The sequence below is a fragment of the Mycobacterium sp. E342 genome, from assembly GCF_001667665.1.
Classification (GTDB): Bacteria; Actinomycetota; Actinomycetes; order Mycobacteriales; family Mycobacteriaceae; genus Mycobacterium.
The window spans coordinates 148,614-170,108 of record NZ_LZJM01000225.1 but is presented as its reverse complement, the minus strand read 5'-3'; the positions used below and the strand labels follow the sequence as shown (position 1 = coordinate 170,108).

At 67.5% G+C, this 21,495-nt stretch carries 18 protein-coding genes and 2 tRNA genes; 7 read left to right on the top strand and 13 right to left on the bottom strand.

What is annotated here, in order from left to right; genetic code table 11:
• Nucleotides 1-415: 415 nt before the first annotated feature.
• The 4 genes from clpP2 to A5692_RS17505 form a co-directional block, all read right to left on the bottom strand.
• Nucleotides 416-1,039, bottom strand: coding sequence for an ATP-dependent CLP protease proteolytic subunit ClpP2 (gene clpP2, locus A5692_RS17520; protein WP_068058112.1), 624 nt, complete (start codon nt 1,037-1,039; stop codon nt 416-418).
• A gap of 17 nt (nt 1,040-1,056) precedes the next feature.
• Complete coding sequence (gene clpP1 / locus A5692_RS17515) at nt 1,057-1,647, bottom strand: ATP-dependent CLP protease proteolytic subunit ClpP1 (protein WP_066958374.1); 591 nt, start codon at nt 1,645-1,647, stop codon at nt 1,057-1,059.
• 127 nt (nt 1,648-1,774) lie between these two features.
• On the bottom strand, nt 1,775-3,184 hold the full coding sequence (tig, locus tag A5692_RS17510; protein WP_068058053.1) for a trigger factor: 1,410 nt from the start codon (nt 3,182-3,184) through the stop codon (nt 1,775-1,777).
• Nucleotides 3,185-3,250: 66 nt separating this feature from the next.
• Nucleotides 3,251-3,327: transfer RNA gene (locus tag A5692_RS17505), tRNA-Pro, on the bottom strand.
• A gap of 148 nt (nt 3,328-3,475) precedes the next feature.
• Here A5692_RS17505 and A5692_RS17500 point away from each other — a divergent pair.
• Nucleotides 3,476-3,546: transfer RNA gene (locus tag A5692_RS17500), tRNA-Gly, on the top strand.
• 32 nt (nt 3,547-3,578) lie between these two features.
• A complete protein-coding gene (locus A5692_RS17495; protein ID WP_068058051.1) occupies nt 3,579-4,790 on the top strand; it encodes a serine hydrolase domain-containing protein in 1,212 nt (403 codons plus the stop codon).
• A 474-nt stretch (nt 4,791-5,264) separates the two neighbouring features.
• On the opposite strand, the gene A5692_RS17490 is transcribed toward A5692_RS17495, so the two are convergent.
• The 3 genes from A5692_RS17490 to A5692_RS17480 form a co-directional block, all read right to left on the bottom strand.
• Nucleotides 5,265-6,068, bottom strand: coding sequence for an Fpg/Nei family DNA glycosylase (locus A5692_RS17490; protein ID WP_068058049.1), 804 nt, complete (start codon nt 6,066-6,068; stop codon nt 5,265-5,267).
• A gap of 6 nt (nt 6,069-6,074) precedes the next feature.
• Nucleotides 6,075-6,554: a ribose-5-phosphate isomerase gene (locus A5692_RS17485; protein ID WP_068058047.1), complete on the bottom strand. Its 480-nt coding sequence runs from the start codon at nt 6,552-6,554 to the stop codon at nt 6,075-6,077.
• Between the two features lie 127 nt (nt 6,555-6,681).
• Nucleotides 6,682-7,305 carry a DsbA family protein gene (locus A5692_RS17480; RefSeq protein WP_068058045.1) on the bottom strand — a complete coding sequence of 208 codons (624 nt, stop codon included), beginning with the start codon at nt 7,303-7,305 and terminating at the stop codon, nt 6,682-6,684.
• 105 nt (nt 7,306-7,410) lie between these two features.
• On the opposite strand from A5692_RS17480, the gene pepN reads away from it, so the two are divergent.
• Nucleotides 7,411-9,984, top strand: coding sequence for an aminopeptidase N (gene pepN, locus A5692_RS17475; RefSeq protein WP_068058043.1), 2,574 nt, complete (start codon nt 7,411-7,413; stop codon nt 9,982-9,984).
• 85 nt (nt 9,985-10,069) lie between these two features.
• Here pepN and A5692_RS17470 read toward each other — a convergent pair whose 3' ends face one another.
• From A5692_RS17470 to A5692_RS17460, 3 genes are all read right to left on the bottom strand, one after another.
• The gene (locus A5692_RS17470; protein ID WP_067921988.1) at nt 10,070-10,537 is read right to left on the bottom strand and encodes a DUF5130 domain-containing protein; all 468 of its coding nucleotides are present in this window, start codon (nt 10,535-10,537) and stop codon (nt 10,070-10,072) included.
• On the bottom strand, nt 10,524-10,751 hold the full coding sequence (locus tag A5692_RS17465) for a hypothetical protein (protein ID WP_068058110.1): 228 nt from the start codon (nt 10,749-10,751) through the stop codon (nt 10,524-10,526). The genes A5692_RS17470 and A5692_RS17465 overlap by 14 nt, the downstream gene beginning before the upstream one ends.
• A 78-nt stretch (nt 10,752-10,829) precedes the next feature.
• Nucleotides 10,830-11,477, bottom strand: a complete 648-nt coding sequence (locus A5692_RS17460) for an HNH endonuclease (protein ID WP_068058041.1) — start codon at nt 11,475-11,477, stop codon at nt 10,830-10,832.
• Nucleotides 11,478-11,619: 142 nt separating this feature from the next.
• Between A5692_RS17460 and A5692_RS17455 the strand changes: the two genes are divergently transcribed.
• The 4 genes from A5692_RS17455 to A5692_RS17440 all read left to right on the top strand — a co-directional run bounded on the left by A5692_RS17455 (nt 11,620) and on the right by A5692_RS17440 (nt 15,504).
• A complete protein-coding gene (locus tag A5692_RS17455) occupies nt 11,620-12,015 on the top strand; it encodes a globin (RefSeq protein ID WP_068058107.1) in 396 nt (131 codons plus the stop codon).
• 21 nt (nt 12,016-12,036) lie between these two features.
• Entirely contained in the window at nt 12,037-13,602 is a 1,566-nt protein-coding gene (locus A5692_RS17450) for a glycoside hydrolase family 13 protein (protein WP_068058040.1), read from the top strand.
• Nucleotides 13,603-13,804: 202 nt separating this feature from the next.
• The gene (locus A5692_RS17445) at nt 13,805-14,413 is read left to right on the top strand and encodes a DUF5134 domain-containing protein (RefSeq protein WP_156766131.1); all 609 of its coding nucleotides are present in this window, start codon (nt 13,805-13,807) and stop codon (nt 14,411-14,413) included.
• A 77-nt stretch (nt 14,414-14,490) separates the two neighbouring features.
• Nucleotides 14,491-15,504 carry a pyridine nucleotide-disulfide oxidoreductase gene (locus A5692_RS17440; RefSeq protein WP_068058105.1) on the top strand — a complete coding sequence of 338 codons (1,014 nt, stop codon included), beginning with the start codon at nt 14,491-14,493 and terminating at the stop codon, nt 15,502-15,504.
• Nucleotides 15,505-15,529: 25 nt separating this feature from the next.
• Here the strand turns inward: A5692_RS17440 and A5692_RS17435 are convergent, their stop codons facing one another.
• From A5692_RS17435 to A5692_RS17425, 3 genes are read right to left on the bottom strand one after another with little or no spacing between them, the layout of a single operon-like run.
• Complete coding sequence (locus A5692_RS17435; protein WP_369830300.1) at nt 15,530-16,192, bottom strand: hypothetical protein; 663 nt, start codon at nt 16,190-16,192, stop codon at nt 15,530-15,532.
• Nucleotides 16,189-16,602: a thioesterase family protein gene (locus tag A5692_RS17430; protein WP_055400158.1), complete on the bottom strand. Its 414-nt coding sequence runs from the start codon at nt 16,600-16,602 to the stop codon at nt 16,189-16,191. The genes A5692_RS17435 and A5692_RS17430 overlap by 4 nt, the downstream gene beginning before the upstream one ends.
• Nucleotides 16,599-21,437 carry an NAD-glutamate dehydrogenase gene (locus A5692_RS17425; protein WP_068058103.1) on the bottom strand — a complete coding sequence of 1,613 codons (4,839 nt, stop codon included), beginning with the start codon at nt 21,435-21,437 and terminating at the stop codon, nt 16,599-16,601. Before A5692_RS17425 ends, A5692_RS17430 begins: the two co-directional genes overlap by 4 nt.
• Nucleotides 21,438-21,495: the final 58 nt, after the last annotated feature.

The window sequence follows — 21,495 nt, the reverse complement described above, 5'->3', positions numbered from 1 at the left end:
GGTGCTGAGGGCCTACTTCCTATTCGCCGTTCGTGTGCTGTGCCGCATGTATCCCCCGACGCTACCCGCTAGATCGGGCCCGACGCGACCATTAAGGCCGAATCGCGCCGATGATATTCGGGGGAGTCATGCTGATCCCGTCTGGATGAAACATATAGCCAGACGGTGCCCGTCACTCGTGAAAGACGCGCTTTGCGTGTCTTTGGCGTGTCGCGGTCGTGACCCAACCGAGGCTGATGCGCCGACCGATCCCCACGAAATCTCCCTACAGTGGCCGGGTGGAATCGGCTCCGATCAGCGAGTCGGTCCTCAGGAGGGTGTGGCCGGCAAGCGCGGCCGACCGTCGCCGAGCGTGCACTGAGTGCGACAAATCAGGCGAAGGTTCGCCGCCAGTGCACGCTCGGGGTCGAGAAGGCTAGGCGGTCTGCGCGGAGAGCTTCCGGTATTCCAGGACGGTGTCGATGATCCCGTACTCCTTGGCGTCTTCGGCGGTCAGGATCTTGTCCCGGTCGGTGTCCTTGCGGATCGTCGCGGCGTCTTTGCCGGTGTGGCGGGCCAGCGTGGTCTCCATCAGCGTGCGCATCCGCTCGATCTCGGCGGCCTGGATCTCCAGATCGGAGAACTGGCCCTGGATCACACCCTGAAGCGAGGGCTGGTGGATCAGCACGCGAGCGTTGGGCAGCGCCATCCGCTTGCCGGGGGTTCCGGCGGCCAGCAACACCGCCGCGGCAGAAGCGGCCTGACCGAGGCACACCGTCTGGATGTCGGCGCGGACGTACTGCATGGTGTCGTAGATCGCCATCAGCGAGGTGAATCCGCCGCCGGGTGAGTTGATGTACATGGTGATGTCGCGGTCGGGGTCCAGCGATTCCAGCACCAGCAGCTGCGCCATGATGTCGTTCGCCGAAGCGTCGTCAACCTGGACACCGAGGAAGATGATGCGCTCCTCGAACAGCTTGTTGTAGGGGTTGGACTCTTTGACGCCGAAGCTGGAGTGCTCGATGAACGACGGCAGGATGTAGCGCGCCTGGGGCTGCATGTTGGGGTGCTGGGTGCTCACTGGGCTTCTCCGTTGGTGATGTGGGCGGCGCGGGTGATGATGTGGTCGACGAAGCCGTATTCCAGGGCTTCCGGTGCGGTGAACCAGCGGTCGCGGTCGGAGTCCGCCTCGATGCGTTCGATCGACTGCCCGGTGAATTCGGCGTTGAGCCGGAACATCTCCTTCTTGATGACGTGGAACTGCTCGGCCTGGATGGCGATGTCGGCCGCGCTACCGGTCACCCCGCCCAGCGGCTGGTGCATCAGGATGCGCGCGTGCGGCAGCGCGTAGCGCTTGCCCTTGGTGCCGGCCGCGAGCAGAAACTCTCCCATCGAGGCCGCCATGCCCATCGCGTAGGTGGCGATGTCGCAGGGCGCCAGCACCATGGTGTCGTAGATGGCCATGCCGGCGCTGATCGATCCGCCCGGGGAGTTGATGTACAGCGAGATGTCCTTGTCGGCGTCCTCGGCGGCGAGCAACAGGATCTGCGCGCACAGCCGGTTGGCGACCTCGTCGTTCACCTCCGAACCCAGGAAGATGATGCGCTCGGAGAGCAACCGCTCATAGACCGAGTCCGTGAGGTTGAGCCCCTGCGAGGGCGAACGCATGTCAGACACGACTGGGTTACCTGCTTTCTCGAGTTCTTCTATGCACCGACACTAACCAACCGGGCCCACTGTTTCGCGGTCACGTTCCCCCTCAATTGGGCGCTTTCGCTCACAGCGTCAAGACCGGTCACTCCGCTTCGTCGTCGGACGCTTCGGTTTCCGGGGCCTCGTCGATCTCCTCAGCCTCGCCCGCCGGCTCGGCATCGTCGGCCTCCCCGCGCTTGCCGAAGAACTCATTGGTGTCGATCGCGTTCCCGTCGGTGTCGGTCACCGTCGCCGCCCGCACCACCTCGGCGATGGCCAGCCCGCGCCGCACGTCGGCGAACATGGCCGGCAGCTGGTTGTTCTCCTGCAGGTAGCCCAGCAGCTGCTGCGGCTCGATGCCGTATTGGCGAGACGTCATCATCAGCCGCTCGGTCAGGTCGTCCTGGCCGACCTGGACCTCGAGCTCGTCGGCCAACGCATCCAGCAGCAGCTGCCTCTTGACGTCCGTCTCCGCGGCGGCGCGAGTCTCGGTCTCGAATTCATCGCGCGTCTTGCCCTGCCCGGCGAGCGCCTCGTCGAGCTTGGCCTCGTCGTGATCCAGGCCGTGCAAGGCGTTGTGCAGAGTGCTCTCGACCTGCGCCTTGACGATCGCCTCCGGCAGCGGCACGTCGACCTGGTCCAAGAGAGCGTCCAGCGCGGCGTTACGTATCTGGTCGGCCTGCTGAGCGCGCTTGACCCGGCCCACCTGCTCGCGCAGATTGGCCCGCAGCTCCTCGATGGTGTCGAACTCGCTGGCCAACTGGGCGAACTCGTCGTCGGGCTCGGGGAGCTCGCGCTGCTTGATCGACTTGACGGTGACGGTCACCTGCGCGTCCTGCCCCGCCTGTTCGCCGGCCGCCAGCTGCGCGGTGAACTCACGGGACTCATCGACGGACAGACCGATCAGGGCGTCGTCGAGGCCCGCGATGAGACGGCCGGAGCCCACCTCGTGAGACAGCCCCTCTGCGGACGCCCCCGGCACCTCTTGGCCGTCGATGGTGGCCGACAGGTCGATCGACACGAAGTCGCCGGTGGCCACGGGCCGGTCCACCCCCGTCAGGGTGCCGAACCGGGCGCGCAGCGACTGCAATTCGGCGTCGACGTCTTCGTCGCTGACCTCGACCGGGTCGACGGACACCTTCAGCGTGGCCAGATCCGGAAGCTCGATCTTGGGGCGGATGTCGACCTCGGCGGTGAACGCCAGCTCCTGGCCGTATTCCTTCTTGGTGACCTCGATCTCGGGCTGACCGAGGGGCTGCACTTCCGAATCCACGACCGCCTGGCCGTACCGCGCGGGCAGCGCTTCGTTCACGACCTGGTCCAACAGGGCCTCCCGGCCGAACCGGGCCTCCAGCAACTTCGCGGGCGCCTTGCCGGGGCGGAAGCCGGGCAGCCGCACCTGCTTGGCCAGCTCCCGGTAGGCCCGCTGGAAGTCGGGCTCCAGTTCGGCGAACGGCACCTCCACGTTGATGCGGACCCGGGTGGGGCTCAGCTGCTCGACGGTGCTCTTCACGGGGGTGCTCCTCGGTGGTCGTTCCTGGCGTTCGGTGGGCCGCGTGCATGCGGCGCGGGGTGGTGCTGGTCGGGGTGACAGGATTTGAACCTGCGGCCTTCCGCTCCCAAAGCGGATGCGCTACCAAGCTGCGCTACACCCCGCGCTGACCTCGATGATCCTAAGGCCCGTCGAGTCCGGGTCGGCCACGGCCTTCGCGGCGACCTCACAGACCCTCACGGAGCGATCACAAGACCGCGTCGATTAGATTTGATCTTCGTCGACAGCTACAGTCACGCTCGACCAATACATGCGGGCGTAGCTCAATGGTAGAGCCCTAGTCTTCCAAACTAGCTACGCGGGTTCGATTCCCGTCGCCCGCTCGGGTTAGGGATCTGCTCCACAGAGAGGCGCCATGAGCGACCTGGAAACGGATGCGCCGATCCACGGCTCATGCGCGCCGGACTTCGTCGGAGTGCGCGAGGCATTCGAACTCAACTTCACGCGGGGCGATGAAGTCGGCGCGGCCGTCGCGGTCTGGGTGGACGGGGACCTCGTCGTCAACCTCTGGGGCGGTTGGGCCGACGCCGCCCACACCCGGCCCTGGCAGCAGAACACCCTGACCACGGTGCTGTCCGGCACCAAGGGGTTATCGGCCACCTGTGTCCATCAACTGGCCGACCGCGGCGAGCTGGACCTGCAGGCTCCGGTCGCCCACTACTGGCCCGAGTTCGCGCAAGCCGGCAAACAAGACATCACGCTGGCGATGGTGATGAGCCACCGATCCGGCGTGATCGGACCCCGCACCCGGATGCGCTGGGAAGACGTCGCCGACTGGGACTTCGTCTGCCACCAGCTGGCCGCCGCCGAACCCTATTGGGAGCCGGGCACCGCCCAGGGCTACCACATGACCACGTTCGGGTTCATCCTCGGCGAGGTGTTCCGCCGCGTCACGGGCCGGACGATCGGCCAGTACCTGCGCACCGAGATCGCCGAACCGCTGGGCGCCGACGTCCACATCGGGCTGCCCCTGGCCGAACAACGTCGCTGCGCCGAACGGGTCAACAAGCCGCACGCCCGTGACCTGCTGGCCGACGCGCAGGCCCCCGGCCACCCGGTCAGCCTGGCCGAACATCCCAAGGCCGGGCTGTCGATCTCGATGGGGTTCGCCCCCGACGACGAGCTCGGCTCCCACGACTTGCAGCTGTGGCGGGAACTCGAGTTCCCGGGCACGAACGGGCAGGTGTCGGCCCTGGGGCTGGCGACGTTCTACAACGCGCTCGCCCAGGAGAAGGTGCTCAGCCGCGAGCACATGGACCTGGTGCGGGAGTGTCAGGGTGGCCTGGACACCGACTTGGTGCTGGGGCCACGGGTCGCCGACCACGGCTGGGGCCTGGGCTACATGCTCAACCAGCGGTGCGTCAACGGGCCCAACCCGCGGATCTTCGGCCACGGCGGCCTGGGCGGCTCCTTCGGGTTCGTCGATTTGGAACACCGCATCGGTTACGCGTACGTGGCGAATCGCTTCGACGCCACCAAGGCCAATGCGGACCCGCGCAGCCTCGCGCTGAGCAACGAGGTCTACGCGACGCTGGGAGTCATTGCGGAAGCGCGGACGGCGACCTGACGTTGGGGGTGCGGGCCACGCGCACGCGGCCCGCACCCATCGACGGAATCAGTGTTGCCAGGGCTGCGGCTGATAAGGGCCCGGTCCACCGGGCCAGCCAGGACCGCGTTGGTCGGGTCCCGGGCCATTCCAGTCATGGCTGTGGTCGTTGCCGTCCATGTCGCGATGGCGGTCATCGTGGCAGTTGTTCGAGTCCCAGTTCTGTCCCCAACCCGGGTCCCACCCTTGCCCCGGGCACCAGTGGTAATCGGGCAATGGCGCGGGCTGGGCCTGGGCGCTGACCGCGGCACCCAGCCCAACCAGCCCCAACCCGACGACCGCGGAAACCGTTGCAGCTAAACGTGGAAGAGTATTCACGGCTCCTACCAATACCTCCCCGGAGACGCGCTCAAACAGTAGACGTCAGCGTTTCTTGCTGAGAGTTTCCTGCCAACCGGCGCCACCTTGGGGAATGCGCAATGGTGGTGAGCCGCATCACTTCTGGCACGTCGGGCACCAGAACACGTTGCGCCCCTCGAGCACGGACGTGCGGATCGAATCTCCGCAAACGCGGCAGGCCTCGCCGGCGCGCCGGTAGACGTACGTCCGCGGCCGCCCGGCCCGATACGACGGCGGGCCGTGGTCGTGCTCGGGCCGCACCACGACGATCTGGCCGCGGCGGAAGCCGACCTTCATCAGCGCCACCAGGTCGGTCCACGCCGCATCGAACTCCGCCCGGCCGATGTCCCGGCCCAGGCGGAACGGGTCGATGTTGTGGCGGTACAGCAGCTCGCTGCGGTAAACGTTGCCCACGCCGGCGACGATGGTCTGATCCATCAACAGTGCACCAATGGGCCTGCGGGACTTACTGATTCGCTTCCACGCCCAGGACGGGTCGGCGTCGTTGCGCAGCGGGTCGGGGCCGAGCTTGGCCAGCACATCGGAAACCTGGCCCTCGTCGATCACCTCGCAGACCGTCGGCCCGCGCAAGTCGGTGCCGTACTCGGCGCCGACCATGCGCATCCGCACCTGCCCGACCGGCTCGGGAAGGACCGCGTCCTCGCGTGGCCATTCGGTGAAGGCGCCGTAGAGGCCCAGGTGCACGTGCACGATCGGGCCGCCGTCATAGTGGTGGAACAGGTGCTTGCCCCAGACGCTGGTGCGGCGCAGCACGCGGCCGTCCACCACGGCCGCGTCGGCGGCGAAGCGGCCCTGCGGGCTCGACACCGCGACGGGCGCACCGCCGAACCGGCGCTGGTGCAGCCGGGCCAGCCGGTGCAGGGTGTGCCCTTCGGGCATGGGCGCCTAGGCCCGTGCGCCGGGCACCGGCGGCGCCTGATGGGTGCGTTCGTAGTCGGCGAGAATGTCGATACGCCGTTGGTGACGTTCGGCTTTCGACCACTGCGCGGTCAGGAACGCATCCACGATTGCCAGCGCCTCTTCGACGGTGTGCATGCGACCACCGATCCCGATCAACTGGGCGTTGTTGTGTTCGCGGGCCAGCGTCGCCGTCTCCACGCTCCACGCCAGCGCGCACCGGGCTCCGGGCACCTTGTTGGCCGCGATCTGCTCGCCGTTGCCCGACCCGCCCAGCACGATGCCCAGGCTGTCCGGGTCGGCCACCGTGCGAATCGCGGCCGCGATGCAAAACGCCGGGTAGTCGTCCTCGGCGTCGTACGTGTAGGCACCGCAATCGATCGGCTCGTGCCCGGACGCCTTGAGGTGCTCGATGATCTGCTGCTTGAGCTCGAATCCGGCGTGGTCAGAGCCGAGGTAGACGCGCATGCCCGCAATCCTTACACGGGCCGCTCGCCGCGGCGATCGCGAGTGCGACGATGGGGGCACTCCCCAGATCCGCGGGTACCCCACCCGCTTGCGGAGGACCGGGCGCCGCGGGTCGCCGCCCGATGATCTAGTCGAATTCGGGCTTCTCGGTGCGCGTGCGCTTGAGCTCGAAGAAGTGCGGGTAGGACGCAAAGGTCACCGACGCGTCCCACAGCTTGCCGGCCTCCTCGCCGCGCGGGATCTTCGACAACACGGGCCCGAAGAAGGCCACGCCGTTGACGTGGATGGTCGGCGTGCCGACGTCGTCGCCGACGGCGTCCATGCCGGCGTGGTGGCTCTTGCGCAGGGCGTCGTCGTAGGCGTCGCTGTGCGCGGCCTCGGCGAGCTCGGCGGGCAGGCCGGCGTCTGCCAGCGACAACTTGATGACCTCCTCGAGGTTCTTGTTGTCCTCGTTGTGGATTCGGGTGCCCATCGCGGTGTACAGCGGGTCCAGGACTCCGGCGCCGTGGGCCTGCTCGGCGGCGATCGCGACCCGGACCGGCCCCCAGGCGTGCTTCATCATCTCGCGATACTTGTCGGGCAGGCCCTCGCGGTTCTCGTTGAGGACCGCCAGGCTCATCACGTGGAAGTGCACGTCGATGTCGCGGACCTTCTCCACCTCGAGGATCCAGCGCGACGTGATCCAGCACCACGGGCACAGCGGATCGAACCAGAAATCGGCTTGGTCTTTCCCGGCAGCCTTGTCAGACATAGCGCAGTCCTCTCGTCGGTCGACACACCGTTCAGCACAACCGTAGGCGCCGCGACCCTGTTCCCGCAGTGCCCCGGATGCGATCCGGGCACGTAAGTTGGACGCGTGGCCCTTCCTAATCTCACCCGGGACCAGGCCGTCGAACGCGCGGCCCTGATCACCGTCGACAGCTACCAGATCCAGCTCGATGTCACCGATGGCGGCGGGAACCCGGGCGACCGCACGTTCCGATCCACGACCACGGTGGTGTTCGACGCGCTCCCGGGCGCCGACACGTACATCGACCTCGCCGCCGAGACGGTGCGTGGTGCCACGCTCAACGGTCACGACATCGACGTGTCCGGATACGACGAATCGACCGGCATCGCGTTGCGCGGACTAGAGCAACACAACGTGCTCGTCGTCGACGCGGACTGTCGCTACTCGAACACCGGCGAGGGGTTGCACCGCTTCGTCGACCCGGTCGACAACGAGACGTATCTGTATTCGCAATTCGAAACCGCGGACGCCAAGCGCATGTTCGCCTGCTTCGACCAACCCGACCTCAAGGCGACGTTCGACCTGCGGGTGACGGCCCCCCGGCACTGGAAGGTGGTCTCCAACGGCGCCACGGTGTCGATCGAGGACGGGGTGCACACGTTCGCCGCGACTCCGAAGATGAGCACCTATCTGGTGGCGCTGATCGCCGGCCCATACGCGGAGTGGAAAGACACCTACACCGACGAACACGGGGAGATCCCGCTGGGGATCTTCTGCCGGGAATCCCTGGCGCGCCACATGGACGCCGAGCGGCTGTTCACCCAGACCAAACAGGGATTCGGCTTCTACCACAAGAACTTTGGACTGCCGTACGCGTTCGGCAAGTACGATCAGCTGTTCGTCCCCGAATTCAACGCCGGCGCAATGGAAAACGCGGGCGCGGTGACCTTCCTGGAGGACTACGTCTTTCGCAGCAAGGTCACCCGCGCCTCCTACGAGCGGCGCGCCGAAACCGTGCTGCACGAGATGGCACACATGTGGTTCGGGGACCTGGTCACCATGACCTGGTGGGACGACCTGTGGCTCAACGAGTCGTTCGCCACCTTCGCCTCGGTGCTCTGCCAGGCGGAGGCGACCGAATTCACCGAGGCCTGGACGACGTTCGCCACGGTCGAGAAGTCGTGGGCGTACCGCCAGGACCAACTGCCGTCGACGCACCCCATTGCCGCCGACATCCCCGACCTGGCCGCGGTCGAGGTGAACTTCGACGGCATCACCTACGCCAAGGGCGCCTCGGTCCTCAAGCAGCTCGTCGCCTACGTCGGGCTGGAGCAATTCCTGGCCGGTCTGCGCGACTACTTCCGCGCCCACGCATTCGGCAACGCCACCTTCGACGACCTGGTCGCCGCGCTGGAGAAGTCGTCGGGCCGGGACCTGTCGGACTGGGGGCGGCAATGGTTGAAGACGACCGGGCTGAACACGCTGCGCGCCGACTTCGACACCGACGGCGACGGGAGGTTCACCCGATTCGCGGTGACGCAGAGCGGTGCCGCGCCCGGGGCCGGCGAGACCCGGGTGCACCGGCTGGCGATCGGCATCTACGACGACGACGGCGCCGGCAAGCTGGTGCGGGTGCGGCGGGAAGAACTCGATGTCGAGGGCCCTGTCACGGAAGTCCCTGCGCTGGCAGGTGTTTCGCGCGGCCAGCTGGTGTTGGTCAACGACGACGACCTGACCTACTGCTCCCTGCGGCTCGATCAGGAGTCACTGCAGACCGCGCTGCGGCGCATCGCCGACATCGCCGAGCCGCTGCCACGCTCCCTGGTGTGGTCGGCGGCGTGGGAGATGACCCGCGAGGCCGAAATGCGGGCGCGCGACTTCGTGGCCCTGGTCTCGACCGGGGTGCACGCCGAAACCGAGGTCGGGGTGGCGCAGCGGCTGCTGCTGCAGGCGCAGACGGCGCTGGCTTCCTATGCCGAGCCGGGCTGGGCGCGCGAGCAGGGTTGGCCGCAGTTCGCCGACCGGCTGCTGGAGCTGGCGCGCGCGGCGCAGCCCGGCTCCGATCACCAGCTCGCCTTCGTCAACAGCCTGTGCTCGTCGGTGTTGTCGACCCGGCACGTCGTGACGCTGGCGGACCTGCTCGACCACGACCTGGCCGAGCTGGGGCTGCCCGGCCTCGAGATCGACACCGACCTGCGGTGGCGCATCGTGACCGCGCTCGCCGGCGCGGGCGAGATCGACGCCGACGGGCCCGGCACGCCCTTCATCGACGCGGAGGTGCAGCGCGACCCGACCGCCGCCGGCAAGCGGCACGGCGCGCAGGCGGCGACGGCGCGGCCGCAACGGCAGGTCAAGGAGGAGGCCTGGACCACGGTGATCGAGGACGACACCCTGGCCAACATCACGGCCCGGTCCATCATCGCGGGCTTCGCCCCGCCCGGGCAGCACGCCTTGCTCGCATCGTTCACTGACCGCTATTTCGAGGCGATATCCGGCGTGTGGGCACGACGGTCCAGCGAGGTCGCGCAGACCGTGGTGATCGGGCTTTACCCGCACTGGAACATCAGCGAGGGCGGCATCGCGGCCGCCGACAGGTTCCTGTCCGACCCCGAGGTGCCGCCCGCTCTACGACGGCTGGTGCTGGAGGGCCAGGCCGGCGTGAAACGGGCCCTACGGGCCCGCCGGTTCGACGCGGCCTGATAACGCCTGACGCGAGCGCGTGTTTGTACGGCGACACGCCGCGCTCGGCGTGCATTTGCGCACCCTCGCGCGATGGGCGGAGCAGTTAGGCCGGGGCGATTCCCGCGCTCAGGACGCGGATCGCGCTGACCAGCCCGTCGACCAGGTCGCCCCGCTGAAACGCCGACGACGCGGCGGCAACCCCGAGGGGCGCGGACGACTCGGCGCCGCGGCCGCGGACCTGCGAGCCGTAGACCACCTCGATGACCTTCTGGTCGGGTGAGACCGCCAGCAGCACCGCGTTGTCCGGCGTCGGCACCTTGGCCAGGATCTCGCGGGCCCGCGCGGCGGTGTCGTTGCCCAAGTCGCCGAGGTAGATGGCGAACCTCGCCTTCGACGCCCGCGAGCCGAACTTCAGGGCGTCGTCGATGGCGACGAGGTCCTTGATCGGGAACGGGTAGTGAACGGACAGCTCGCCCGGCTCGGTCACCCCGGAGATCCGCCCGCTGGTGGTGATCACCCACCCGTTGGGCAGCTCGCCGGGCTCGATCGTCGCTACGTCACCACGTGCCACTGGCGCCACCTCCGACTGCGAATTCCGGTGTGTCGTGCCCGCCGTGCGCGTGACCGACGTCTTCGTCCGTGGCCGCCCACAGGATCGGCGGGTGCGTCCACTTCTCGCCCAGTTTGTAGGTCGCCGGGTGCGGCCCCCTGCGGGCCACGGTCAGCAACGCCAGCACCGCCACCAGCAGCAAAGGTATCCCGAGGAAGTACAGGTGAATCTGCAAAAGGCTCACGACGAGAACCGTATCCCACGCGGTGAGCTCTCGGCACACTCGGACACGAGATGTCGTGCGATCCGGGCGCTACGCCGCGCCTTCGCCGAGGTAACGCGCCCACGCCGGGTCGAGCTCCTTGACCGTCGACAGCAGTCGCCAGTGCTGGCCCGTCGGCGGCAGCGGCGTCCGGCGCAGCACCCAGCCGAGCTCGGTGAGCAGCTTGTCGCCCTTGCGGTGGTTGCACGCCGAACAGCAGGCGACGCAATTCTCCCAGGAGTGGTCGCCGCCGCGGCTGCGTGGCACCACATGGTCGACGGTGTCGGCCTTGGCCCCGCAGTAGGCGCAGGAGAACCGGTCCCGATGCATCAGCGCGGCCCGGGTCATCGGGACCCGGGCCCGGTACGGAACGCGGACGTAGGACCGCAGCTGAATCACCGACGGCACCAGGATCGAGCTGGTGGCCGAGTGGATCACCGGTCCGCTGGGGTCATGGTGCACCACGTCGGCCTTGCCGCAGATCACCATCACGATCGCCCGCCGCATCGGCAGCGCGGTCAGCGGCTCGTAGGTCGAATTGAGCAGCAGCACCCGCCTACGACTCCACAGGGAAGCGCTGTCCTGACGGGTGGGGGGATGGGTATCGACGCTATGCAGGCATGACGCGGTCGGGGGCCCGGTTAACCCTGCCGCGGCACCGGAACTGCGGTGGCTGCGGCGTCTCTTGCCCTGCGCCATAGATCCTCCGCGGATAGTCCACCATGATTCGTCGCCAATCGCACCCCTATTGCAGGTGAACGGCATGTCGTCCGGGTGAACAGCGGTAGCGCCCACGGCCCGCCTCGGCCGGATGCCGACGCGATGGACCACAATGGAGGGGATGGATTCCGAGCCCCAGTCCTTCTATGACGCCGTCGGCGGTGCCGAGACCTTCCATGCGATCGTGTCCCGCTTCTACGCCCAGGTGGCCGAGGACGAGATCCTGCGCCAGCTGTACCCCGAGGACGACCTGGCGGGCGCCGAGGAACGATTGCGCATGTTCCTCGAGCAGTACTGGGGCGGCCCGCGCACCTACTCAGACCGCCGGGGCCATCCCCGGCTGCGGATGCGGCACGTCCCGTTCCGGATCACACCCATCGAGCGGGACGCCTGGCTGCGCTGCATGCACACCGCCGTCGCCTCGATCGACTCGCAGACCCTCGACGACGAGCACCGGCGCCAGTTGCTCGATTACCTCGAGATGGCCGCCCACTCGCTGGTCAATTCGCCCTTCTGATACCCAACCGAACGGAGCAGGATGAGCCCCGGATCATGGTGGTCAAACGCGGTGTTCTATCAGGTCTATCCCCGGTCGTTCGCCGACAGCGACGGCGACGGCGTGGGCGACATCGACGGGTTACTGGCCCATCTGGATTACCTCGAGCGGCTCGGGGTGGACGCGATCTGGCTCAACCCGGTCACCGTCTCGCCGATGGCCGACCACGGCTACGACGTCGCCGACCCCCGCGACATCGATCCGCTGTTCGGGGGGATGGCGGCCATTGAGCGCCTGATCCCGGCGGCGCACGAGCGGGGCATCAAGATCACCATGGACGTGGTGCCCAACCACACCAGCTCGGCGCACCCGTGGTTTCAGGCCGCGCTGGCCGCGGGGCCGGGCACCGAGGCGCGGGAGCGGTACTACTTTCGCGACGGCCGGGGTCCGGATGGGGAGTTGCCGCCGAACAACTGGACGTCGGTATTCGGTGGGTCCGCCTGGACGCGGGTGGTGGAGCCGGACGGCAATCCGGGCCAGTACTACCTCCACCTCTTCGACACCGAGCAGCCGGACCTGAACTGGGAACACCCGGACGTCTTCGACGATTTCGAGAAGACGCTGCGGTTCTGGCTGGAGCGCGGCGTGGACGGCTTCCGCATCGACGTCGCACACGGCATGGCCAAGCCGGCCGACCTGCCGGACGCGAAGGACGACGTCAAAGTGCTCAGTCACAGCGACGACGACCCGCGTTTCAATCATCCGAGCGTGCACGAGATCCACCGCGGGATCCGCAAGATCGTCGACGACTATCCCGACGCGGTGACCATCGGGGAGGTGTGGGTGCTCGACAACCTCCTGTGGGCCGAGTATTTGCGGCCCGACGAACTGCACCTCGGCTTCAACTTCCGGCTGACCAAGATCGACTTCGACGCCGGCCAGATCCGCCACGCGATCGAGAATTCGATGGAGGCCATCGCGATCGAAAACGCCATCCCCACCTGGACGCTGTCCAACCACGACGTGGGGCGGGAGGTCACCCGTTACGGGGGCGGCGAGGTCGGGCTGAGCCGGGCGAAAGCGATGGCGATGGCGATGCTCGCCCTGCCGGGCGCGGTGTTCATCTACAACGGCGAGGAGCTGGGGCTGCCGGACGTCGAGCTGCCCGACGAGGTGCTGCAGGACCCGACGTGGGAACGCTCCGGGCATACCGAGCGCGGCCGCGACAAGTGCCGGGTTCCGATCCCGTGGTCGGGCGACGCTTCCCCGTTCGGGTTCTCCAGCTCGCGCGACACGTGGTTACCGATGCCGCAGGAGTGGGCGGCGCTGACCGTCGAGCGCCAGCTCGCAGACCCCGAATCGACGTTCTCGTTCTTCCAGCGCGTCATCAAATTGCGCAAGGAGTGCACCGAATTCGCGGGCGACGAGATCGACTGGTTGGACGCGCCGCGGGATGCGCTGATCTTCCGGCGCCGCGGCGGCGGGGCGGTGTGCGCGGTGAACGCCGGCCGCCGACCGATCCCACTGCCGCCGGGCGAGCTCATCATTGCCAGCGCCCCGCTGGTCGACGGCGAACTCGCACCGGACGCTGCGGCGTGGCTGGCCTGAACGGCGGATCCAAAGCCGCGGCAGTCCAGTCGTATTCGCATTCCGGTTGCCGGACCGCCGGGGTGGCTCCGAGGCGGAGATACCCTGTGGGGGTACTCTCGTGCCATGACCGAGATCGAACCGCCGATTCCGGGCACTAAGTTGACGCCGTGCGAGCCCACCGGCGAAAGGCGGGTTGGTGGATAACACGTTGCGATGGCTGGTGACGGCGCTGTTCGCCGTGAGCTTCGCAGCCTACGGGTATTTCCTTGTCGCTCAACGCCGCTGCTGGACCAGCAGCGTGAGCCAGCTGCTGCACCTGGCGATGTCGGCGGTGATGATCATGATGGCGTGGGGTGTGGGCATGAGCATCCCTACCATCGTTGCCGCGACGTGTTTCCTGCTTGGCGGCGCGTGGTTCGTCGGCATCGCCGGCTACCCGCCCTGGGCCGCCGACGGCAGGCTGACCAACTACTACTACGCCCTGATGATGGTGGCGATGGCCTGGATGTACGGGGCGATGAAGGGCAGCTTGCCGGGACGCGCAGGTCATCCGGACGACGTTGCGATGAGCATGCCGGCGGATAGCGCCGCGTCGGGGATGCAGCACGCGGCGCACGGCATGTCCCAGGCCACACCGGACTGGGTCAGCATGGTGAACTGGACCGCGGCCCTGGGGTTCGGCGCGGTGGCCATTTTCTGGGCGTACCGCTGGATGGCGCAGCGCTGGACGAAACTGATGCCGCGCACCGTTAAACTCACGTACGCGCAAATCGTCACTCAGACGGTCACCGCCGCAGGTACGGCGCTGATGTTCGCCGACATCGTGTGATCCGATCCCGCCCTTCCGGCTCGGCGCCTGGCTTGCCGCTCCTCTATACCTAGTACATGGCGACCTACGCGTGGACGGTGATCGGGGCGGGACCCGCGGGTATTGCCGCGGTGGGAAGGCTGCTCGATCAGGGCATACCGCCCGACAAGATCGCCTGGGTGGATCCCGCCTTTGCCGCAGGAGACTTGGGCGGTAAGTGGCGCTCGGTGTCCAGTAACACCATCGCCGGGACTTTTATGAGCTTCTTGAATGGCTCTGCGGCCTTTGGGTTCTCACATGCTCCGCCATTGCCGCTGGCCGAAGTCGACCCCGAGGAGACCTGCGCCCTTGCCCTGGTTGCCGACCCGTTGGTGTGGGTGACCGAGCAGCTGCGCCAACGGGTGCACGTGTTCGAGACGATGGCCACCAAGCTGACCCTGGCGCAACGGCGGTGGCGGATCGAAACACGGGATCGGGAATTGAGCTCGGAAAACGTGGTTCTCGCGATCGGCGCGGTACCCAGGAGGCTCGACTACCCCATCGACGAGATTCCGGTCGAGGTCGCCCTCGATGCCGACAAGCTCGCCGAGGTGCCGCTGGATGGGGCGACGGTTGCGGTCTTCGGCTCGTCGCACTCGTCGATGATCGCGTTGCCGCACCTGCTGCGGCGTCCGGTCGCCAAGGTGATCAACTTCTACCGCAGTCCGCTCAAATACGCTGTCTACCTGGATGATTGGATCCTGTTCGACGACACCGGCCTCAAGGGGCGGGCGGCCGTGTGGGCTCGCGAGAACATCGACGGGGTGTGCCCGGATCGGCTGGAGAGGTGCCTGGTGTCGAGCCCGGATTTCGACGAGAAGGTCGCCGAGTGTGACCGCGTCGTCTACACCGTCGGTTTCGAGCCGCGGAAGCTGCCCGAGACGCCCCAATGGGGCCCGCTGGGCTACAACCGGATGAACGGAATCATTGCCCCCGGCCTGTTCGGGTTAGGCATCGCCTTCCCCGAGTACGCCGAAGACCCCTACGGCTACGGGCAATATCGCGTGGGCCTCAAGAAGTTCATGGACTACCTCGACTCGGTTCTCCCGCTATGGATGGTCTACGGCACGTGACCCGCGGTGATCGCTGCCTGACACCTCAGCGCAGCAGCAACGCCGGGTCGCCGCGGCGCCGGTGCACCGAGCCGAACCGGGCATCGATGCGCAGCCAGGTGGGCAGCATCCGGACCCGGATCATCTCGTCGGCGCCGACGGCGTCGGGGGACTGCGGCAGGAAACCCATTGCGGTCAAGGCGAACACGCACCGCATGGGCAGCCCGACGCTGGCGTCGGGCGCGCTCACCTGAATGACCTCCTGGTCGAGCAGCGACACCGGCGGGCCGTGAGAACTGCCGTGTTCCTTGGCAAGTCGCGCGCCGCGCTGCGCCAGATCCAGCACCACCCGGGCGGGGATGTCCTCGAGATGGGTGAAGCCGGTGTCCGGGGGCAACGCCCCCCGCCACGCGGAGTCCATCGCGAACCCGGGATCGACGTGGCCGGAGTCGTCCATCGCGGTCAAGCCGCGCGCCAGGGCGTCGGCACCCACGGACAGATCCTCGGGCCGCACCTGGCCGCCCACCACGCGGCTGGCCAGCACATCGAAACCGGTTGCCACCCAGGCCGTCAGCAGCCCTGCGGATCGGTTGCGGAGGCGAATGACCGCGGCGTCGTCGAGGCGCAGCGCGTGATCGACGAACGCGGCCAGATCCCTGCGCTGGGCGGCCCGGTCCTGTGGACCCAGCCAAAGCCCGCGGTCGACTATCGGATCCACCGCTGCAGATACTCCCGATGGTGTGGCGAGAGCCGCACCAGCCGCTCCTCCTCGATATGGACGGCGGCCAGTTGCGACTCGGCGATGACGGCGGGCTTGGATTCCGGATCCGCGGACACCGAGCGCACCTCGTAACCCAGCGTGAAGTCCACCGCCCGCAACCGCTTGGTCCACATCGTCACCTGCAGCGGTGAATCGACCAGCCGCAGTTGACCTTTGTAGGTCACCTTGACCTCGGCGATCAGCAAGCCGATGGTCAAGATGTCGACCTCGAACGCTTCACGCAGGAACTGGACCCGGGCCTCCTCCAGGATCGTGACCATCGTGGCGTGGTTGACGTGCTGGTACATGTCGATGTCCGACCACCGCACCGGTACGGGGGCTACAAAGCCGACGCTCAACTGGACGATCCCCTCCCGCTGGTGCGGGTCATGCGCCGGATCTGGCGCGCGGCCACCGAGAGTGTCGCAAGATCCTTCTCCCCGCTTTCCTGGATTTCGATCAGGGTGCGGCGGGCCCGCTCCACCCGCGACGCGGACAGGTGTTCCCACTCGGCGATCTTCTCCTCGCCGCTTTCGTCCGGCTCCCCCACCGCGAGCACGTCGAAGCACAGCGACCGCAGCGATGCGTAGATGTCATCGCGAATCGCCAAGCGCGCCAAGGAATGCCAGCGGTCGTTTCGGGGCAGTTCGGATACCGCCGTCAGCAGGCCGTCGGTGCCAAGCCGGTCCATCAGGGCGAAGTAGGTGTCCGCGACCTCGGCGGCGTCGATGTCGTTGATGTCACCGATGTCGATGATGTCCAGCAGGCTGAAGCGGTAGAGGCCGGCGGCGATCATGTACGCCAGGTCCTCGGGTGTTCCCTGCGACGCGAACTCGGCGGCCTCCTTTTCGACGATCGCCTTGTCGTCGCCGCGCAGCCACTCCGACATCCGGGGGCTCAGTTCTTTGACCTTCGCGGCGAACCGGTTGATCTCGGCGCCGACGGCCAGCGGCTGTGGACGGTAGTTGAGCAGCCAGCGGCCGGCACGATCGATGAGCCGTCGGGTATCCAGCGTCAGGCGGTCGGACAGGGCGACCGGGAGATTGGCCGCGCGGATGCGCCGCCAGATCTGGCCCACGCCGAAGATGGCGTCGGTGGCCACGTACGTCCGCACCGCGTCCACCGGCCCGACGCCGACGTCCTCGGTGATTCGGAAGGCGTAGCTGATGCCGGCGGTGTCGACCAGGTCGTTGATCAGCATGGTGGTGACGATCTCGCGGCGCAGCTGGTGGGTGCGGATCTCCGGGGTGAACCGTTCCCGCAACGGCGTCGGGAAGTACAGGGGCAGCCGGGAGGCGAACACATCCTGCTCGGTCAGTTCGGTGTTCAGCATCTCTTCTTTGAGCCCGAGTTTGACGTGCGCCATCAGGGTGCACAGCTCGGGCGAGGTGAGGCCGATGCCGGCCTCGCATCTGCGGTCGATCTCCTTCTCCGACGGCAGCGCTTCCAGTTCGCGGTTGAGCCCCCGGTGGTCGACCAGGTACTGAATCTGCCTGCCGTGCACCGGCAGCAGGCTGGCCGCGTTGGCGCGGCTGGTGCCGATCAGGTCGTTCTGGTCCTCGTTGTCGGTGAGCACCAGCTGGGCGACCTCGTCGGTCATCGACTCCAGCAGCTCTTTGCGTTCGCCGGGATCGACCCTGCCCGCGGTGACCAGCGAGTCGATCAGGATCTTGATGTTGACCTCGTGGTCCGAGCAGTCCACGCCGGCGGAATTGTCCATGGCGTCGGTATTGATGCGCCCGCCCGACAGGTCGAACTCGACGCGGCCCAGGGCGGTCACCCCCAGGTTGCCGCCTTCACCGATCACCTTGGCGCGCACCTGGCTTGCGTTCACCCGCACCGGATCGTTGGCGCGATCGCCGACGTCGGCGTCGGACTCGGATTCGGCCTTGATGTAGGTGCCGATGCCACCGTTGAACAACAGGTCGACCGGTGCCTGCAGGATCGCCTTGATCAGGTTGGGCGGGGTCATCTCGGTGATGTCGCTGTCGAAGCCCAACGCCTCGCGCACCTGGGGGCTGACGGGGATGGATTTGTGTTCGCGGCTGTAGACCCCGCCGCCCTCGCTGATCAACGACTTGTCGTAGTCGTCCCAGCTGGAGCGCGGCAGGTCGAACATGCGCCGGCGTTCCTCCCACGAGGCGGCGGGGTCGGGGTCGGGGTCGAGGAAGACGTGCCGGTGGTCGAAGGCGGCGATCAGCTTGACGTGGTGGGACAGCAGCATGCCGTTGCCGAACACGTCGCCGCTCATGTCGCCGATGCCCACCACCGTGAAGTCCTCGGTCTGGGTGTCGACGCCCATCTCCCGGAAGTGGCGTTTGACGGCCTCCCACGCGCCCCTGGCGGTGATGCCCATGGCCTTGTGGTCATAGCCCACCGATCCGCCGGAGGCGAAGGCGTCCCCCAACCAGAATCCGTAGGACTTGGCGACGTCGTTGGCGATGTCGGAGAAGGTGGCGGTGCCCTTGTCCGCGGCCACCACCAGATACGCGTCGTCCCCGTCGCGCCGGATCACTTCGGGCGGCGGGCTCACCTTCTTCGTTTTGTGATCGACGTTGTCGGTGACGTCCAGCAGCCCGGAGATGAACAGCTGATAGCAGGCGATGCCTTCGGCGCGGGCGGCTTCGCGGTCCTCCGCCTGATCGCCGGTGGGCATCGGTGGCCGCTTGACGACGAAGCCTCCCTTGGCGCCGACCGGCACGATGACGGCGTTCTTCACCGCCTGCGCCTTGACCAGGCCGAGGATCTCGGTGCGGAAATCGTCGCGCCGGTCCGACCAGCGCAGCCCGCCCCGCGCCACCGGGCCGAAGCGCAGGTGCACGCCTTCGACGCGGGGCGAATAGACGAAGATCTCGTATTTGGGTCGCGGCAGCGGCAACTCGTCGATGAGCTGGGCATCGAGCTTGACGGCCAGCACGTTTCGGGCGCGGGCCGAACCCTCTCGCGTCACGAAGTAGTTGGTGCGCAACGTCGCCTGCACCAGCGAGGCGAACGCCCGCAGGATACGGTCGGTGTCCAGGCTCATCAAGGCGTCGATGTCGGCGGCGACCGCGGCCGCCGCCGCCTGGGCGTCGCGGTTCGCCGATGCACCGGACGGGCGAGGATCGAAGAGCGCTTCGAACAGGACGACCAGCGATCGCGCGGTGGAGGGGTGCTCGTTGAGCACCGACTCGATGTAGGACTGGCTGTACGGAAAACCCGCCTGCCGTAGATATTTCGCGTAGGCGCGCAGCAGCACGACTTGCTGCCAGCTCAGCCGCGCGCGCATGACGAGCTCGTTGAACCGGTCGATCTCGACGCGGCCGTGCCAGATCGCGGTGACCGCGTCGGCGAATCGTTGCGCGGTCGCCTCCCGCTCGGCCGTCGTCGTCGCGGGCGCGATGGTCGGGTGAGTGGAGATCTTGAACTGGTAGATCCACACCGGCAGCCCGTCCGGGCGGGTCACCGTGAAGGGCCGCTCCTCGAGCACCACCACACCCATGCTCTGCAGCATGGGCAGCAGCTGGCTCAGCGAGGCGGTGCGCCCGCCCAGGAACCAGGTCAGCTGGGCGGCGCCCTCCTCCCCCCGTTCGGAGAACACCAGTTTGACCGAGTTGTCTTGCAGCTCTTTGATGATCGCGATGTGCTCGATGGCATCCGCGGGGGTGACGGCCTGTTTGTACACCTCGGGGAAGGCGGTCGCGTAGTGCTCGGCGTCGTCATGCTCGACGGAACCTTCCGCGGCCGCGGCGATCAATCGGTCGGTCCAGGTGCGCGCGGCCTCGCTCAGCAGGCTTTGGATACGGACCCGGTTGTCCTCGGAGACGTCGACCTGCGACGCGTTTTCGGGCAGCCGGACCATGAAATGCATGAGAGCCCAAGGTGATTCGCTCACCCGCGCGGTGAATTCCAGTCGCGTGCCACCGAATTCGCGGACCAGGATGTCCTCGATCTGCAGTCGCACCTGCGTGGTGTAGCGATCCCGGGGCAGGTAGACCAGGCACGAGACGAAGTATTGGAGCCGGTCGGCCCGTAAGAACAACAGCGCCCGCCGCTGGGACCCCAGGTCCACCACCGCTTTGGCCATCGTCAACAGCCGTTCAGCGCTCAGCGTGAACAGTTCCGAGCGCGGGACGGTCTGGATGACGTCGAGCAGTAGTTGGCCGGGGTGGATCGGGTCGCTGTCGGCCAGGGTGAGCGCCTGGCGCACCCGTGTGGAAACCATTGGGATCTCCAGGACGTCCGCGTTCATCGCGGCGACGGTGAACAGCCCGACGAAGCGGTGCTCGACGACGCCGTCGCCATCGTTCTCCCGAACCGCGATGGCGTAGGGGTAGGCGCCGTAGCGCAGATAGCTGCCGACGACCGATTGGGCCAGCACCAGCAAGGTGTCGTCGTCGGTCAACCGGGGCCGGGAACCGGTACGGGTGCGCAGGACGCCCAGGCCCGGTGACCCGTCGCCGGAGACCAGGCCGTCGTGCACGCGGCAGCGTTGGTAGCCGAGCAGCAGGAAGTTACCGTTGCCCAGCCAGCGCAGCAGCGCCGCGACGTCCTCGCGGTCGGGCGCCGAGAAGTGGCCCTTCGCGTTGGCTTCGACTTTCGCGGCCAGCCCGCTCAGGGTGTCGATCAACGCGCCCGCGTCGCTGGCGACCTGTTGCACGTCGGACAGGACCTTGGGCAGCAGTCGTTCGACTTCGGCGAGGCCCTTGCTGTCGACCGACGGCAGCAGTTGCACGTGTATCCACGCCTCGCCCACGTATTGCGGGGCGCCGGGGGGTTTCGAGTCGACACTGACCAACTCACCCGTTGGTTTGCGGTGCACCTCGAAGACCGGAGTCATGATGGCGGCGTAGGGCACGCCGAGCCGGTGCAGCAGCACGGTGACGGAGTCCAGCAGCATGCCGCCGTGATCGGTGACGACTTGCAGGGCGGGCCCGAATCCGGCCGGGTGATCCGGCGGGTAGACCGCGACCCGGCTCTCACCGGAGGGGCGGTGCCGGCCGAGCTGATAGTGGGCGCCGAGCATCCCGGGCGTCACGATGGCCGTGGGGACGGTCAGGTCGATCGGACCGGATTCCGCCGCCCCGGGGTCGTCGCCGTGCGGACCGCGGTAGCTCTCGATGTAGGCCCGCGCGATCCAGTCCGGTATGTCCTGCTGCTGGGTGAAGGCGGTCCACGGCTCGAGGGCCTGCTTGGCTCCGGGATCGATCGTCATGCCGATGACTCCCAACTCATACACATCCCTGTGCTCAACCGCCCACTCTGCCCCGCAG

What these genes read in the sequence shown, in the direction of transcription:
- A5692_RS17425 (WP_068058103.1), bottom strand. Translation starts at nt 21,437, where the DNA reads ATGACGATCGATCCCGGAGCCAAGCAGGCCCTCGAGCCGTGGACCGCC.
- A5692_RS17480 (WP_068058045.1), bottom strand. Translation starts at nt 7,305, where the DNA reads ATGTCTGACAAGGCTGCCGGGAAAGACCAAGCCGATTTCTGGTTCGAT.
- A5692_RS17490 (WP_068058049.1), bottom strand. Translation starts at nt 6,068, where the DNA reads ATGCCCGAAGGGCACACCCTGCACCGGCTGGCCCGGCTGCACCAGCGC.
- clpP2 (WP_068058112.1), bottom strand. Translation starts at nt 1,039, where the DNA reads ATGCAGCCCCAGGCGCGCTACATCCTGCCGTCGTTCATCGAGCACTCC.
- A5692_RS17460 (WP_068058041.1), bottom strand. Translation starts at nt 11,477, where the DNA reads ATGGCGCAGGGCAAGAGACGCCGCAGCCACCGCAGTTCCGGTGCCGCG.
- A5692_RS17455 (WP_068058107.1), top strand. Translation starts at nt 11,620, where the DNA reads ATGGATTCCGAGCCCCAGTCCTTCTATGACGCCGTCGGCGGTGCCGAG.
- A5692_RS17450 (WP_068058040.1), top strand. Translation starts at nt 12,037, where the DNA reads ATGAGCCCCGGATCATGGTGGTCAAACGCGGTGTTCTATCAGGTCTAT.
- clpP1 (WP_066958374.1), bottom strand. Translation starts at nt 1,647, where the DNA reads ATGCGTTCGCCCTCGCAGGGGCTCAACCTCACGGACTCGGTCTATGAG.
- A5692_RS17495 (WP_068058051.1), top strand. Translation starts at nt 3,579, where the DNA reads ATGAGCGACCTGGAAACGGATGCGCCGATCCACGGCTCATGCGCGCCG.
- A5692_RS17485 (WP_068058047.1), bottom strand. Translation starts at nt 6,554, where the DNA reads ATGCGCGTCTACCTCGGCTCTGACCACGCCGGATTCGAGCTCAAGCAG.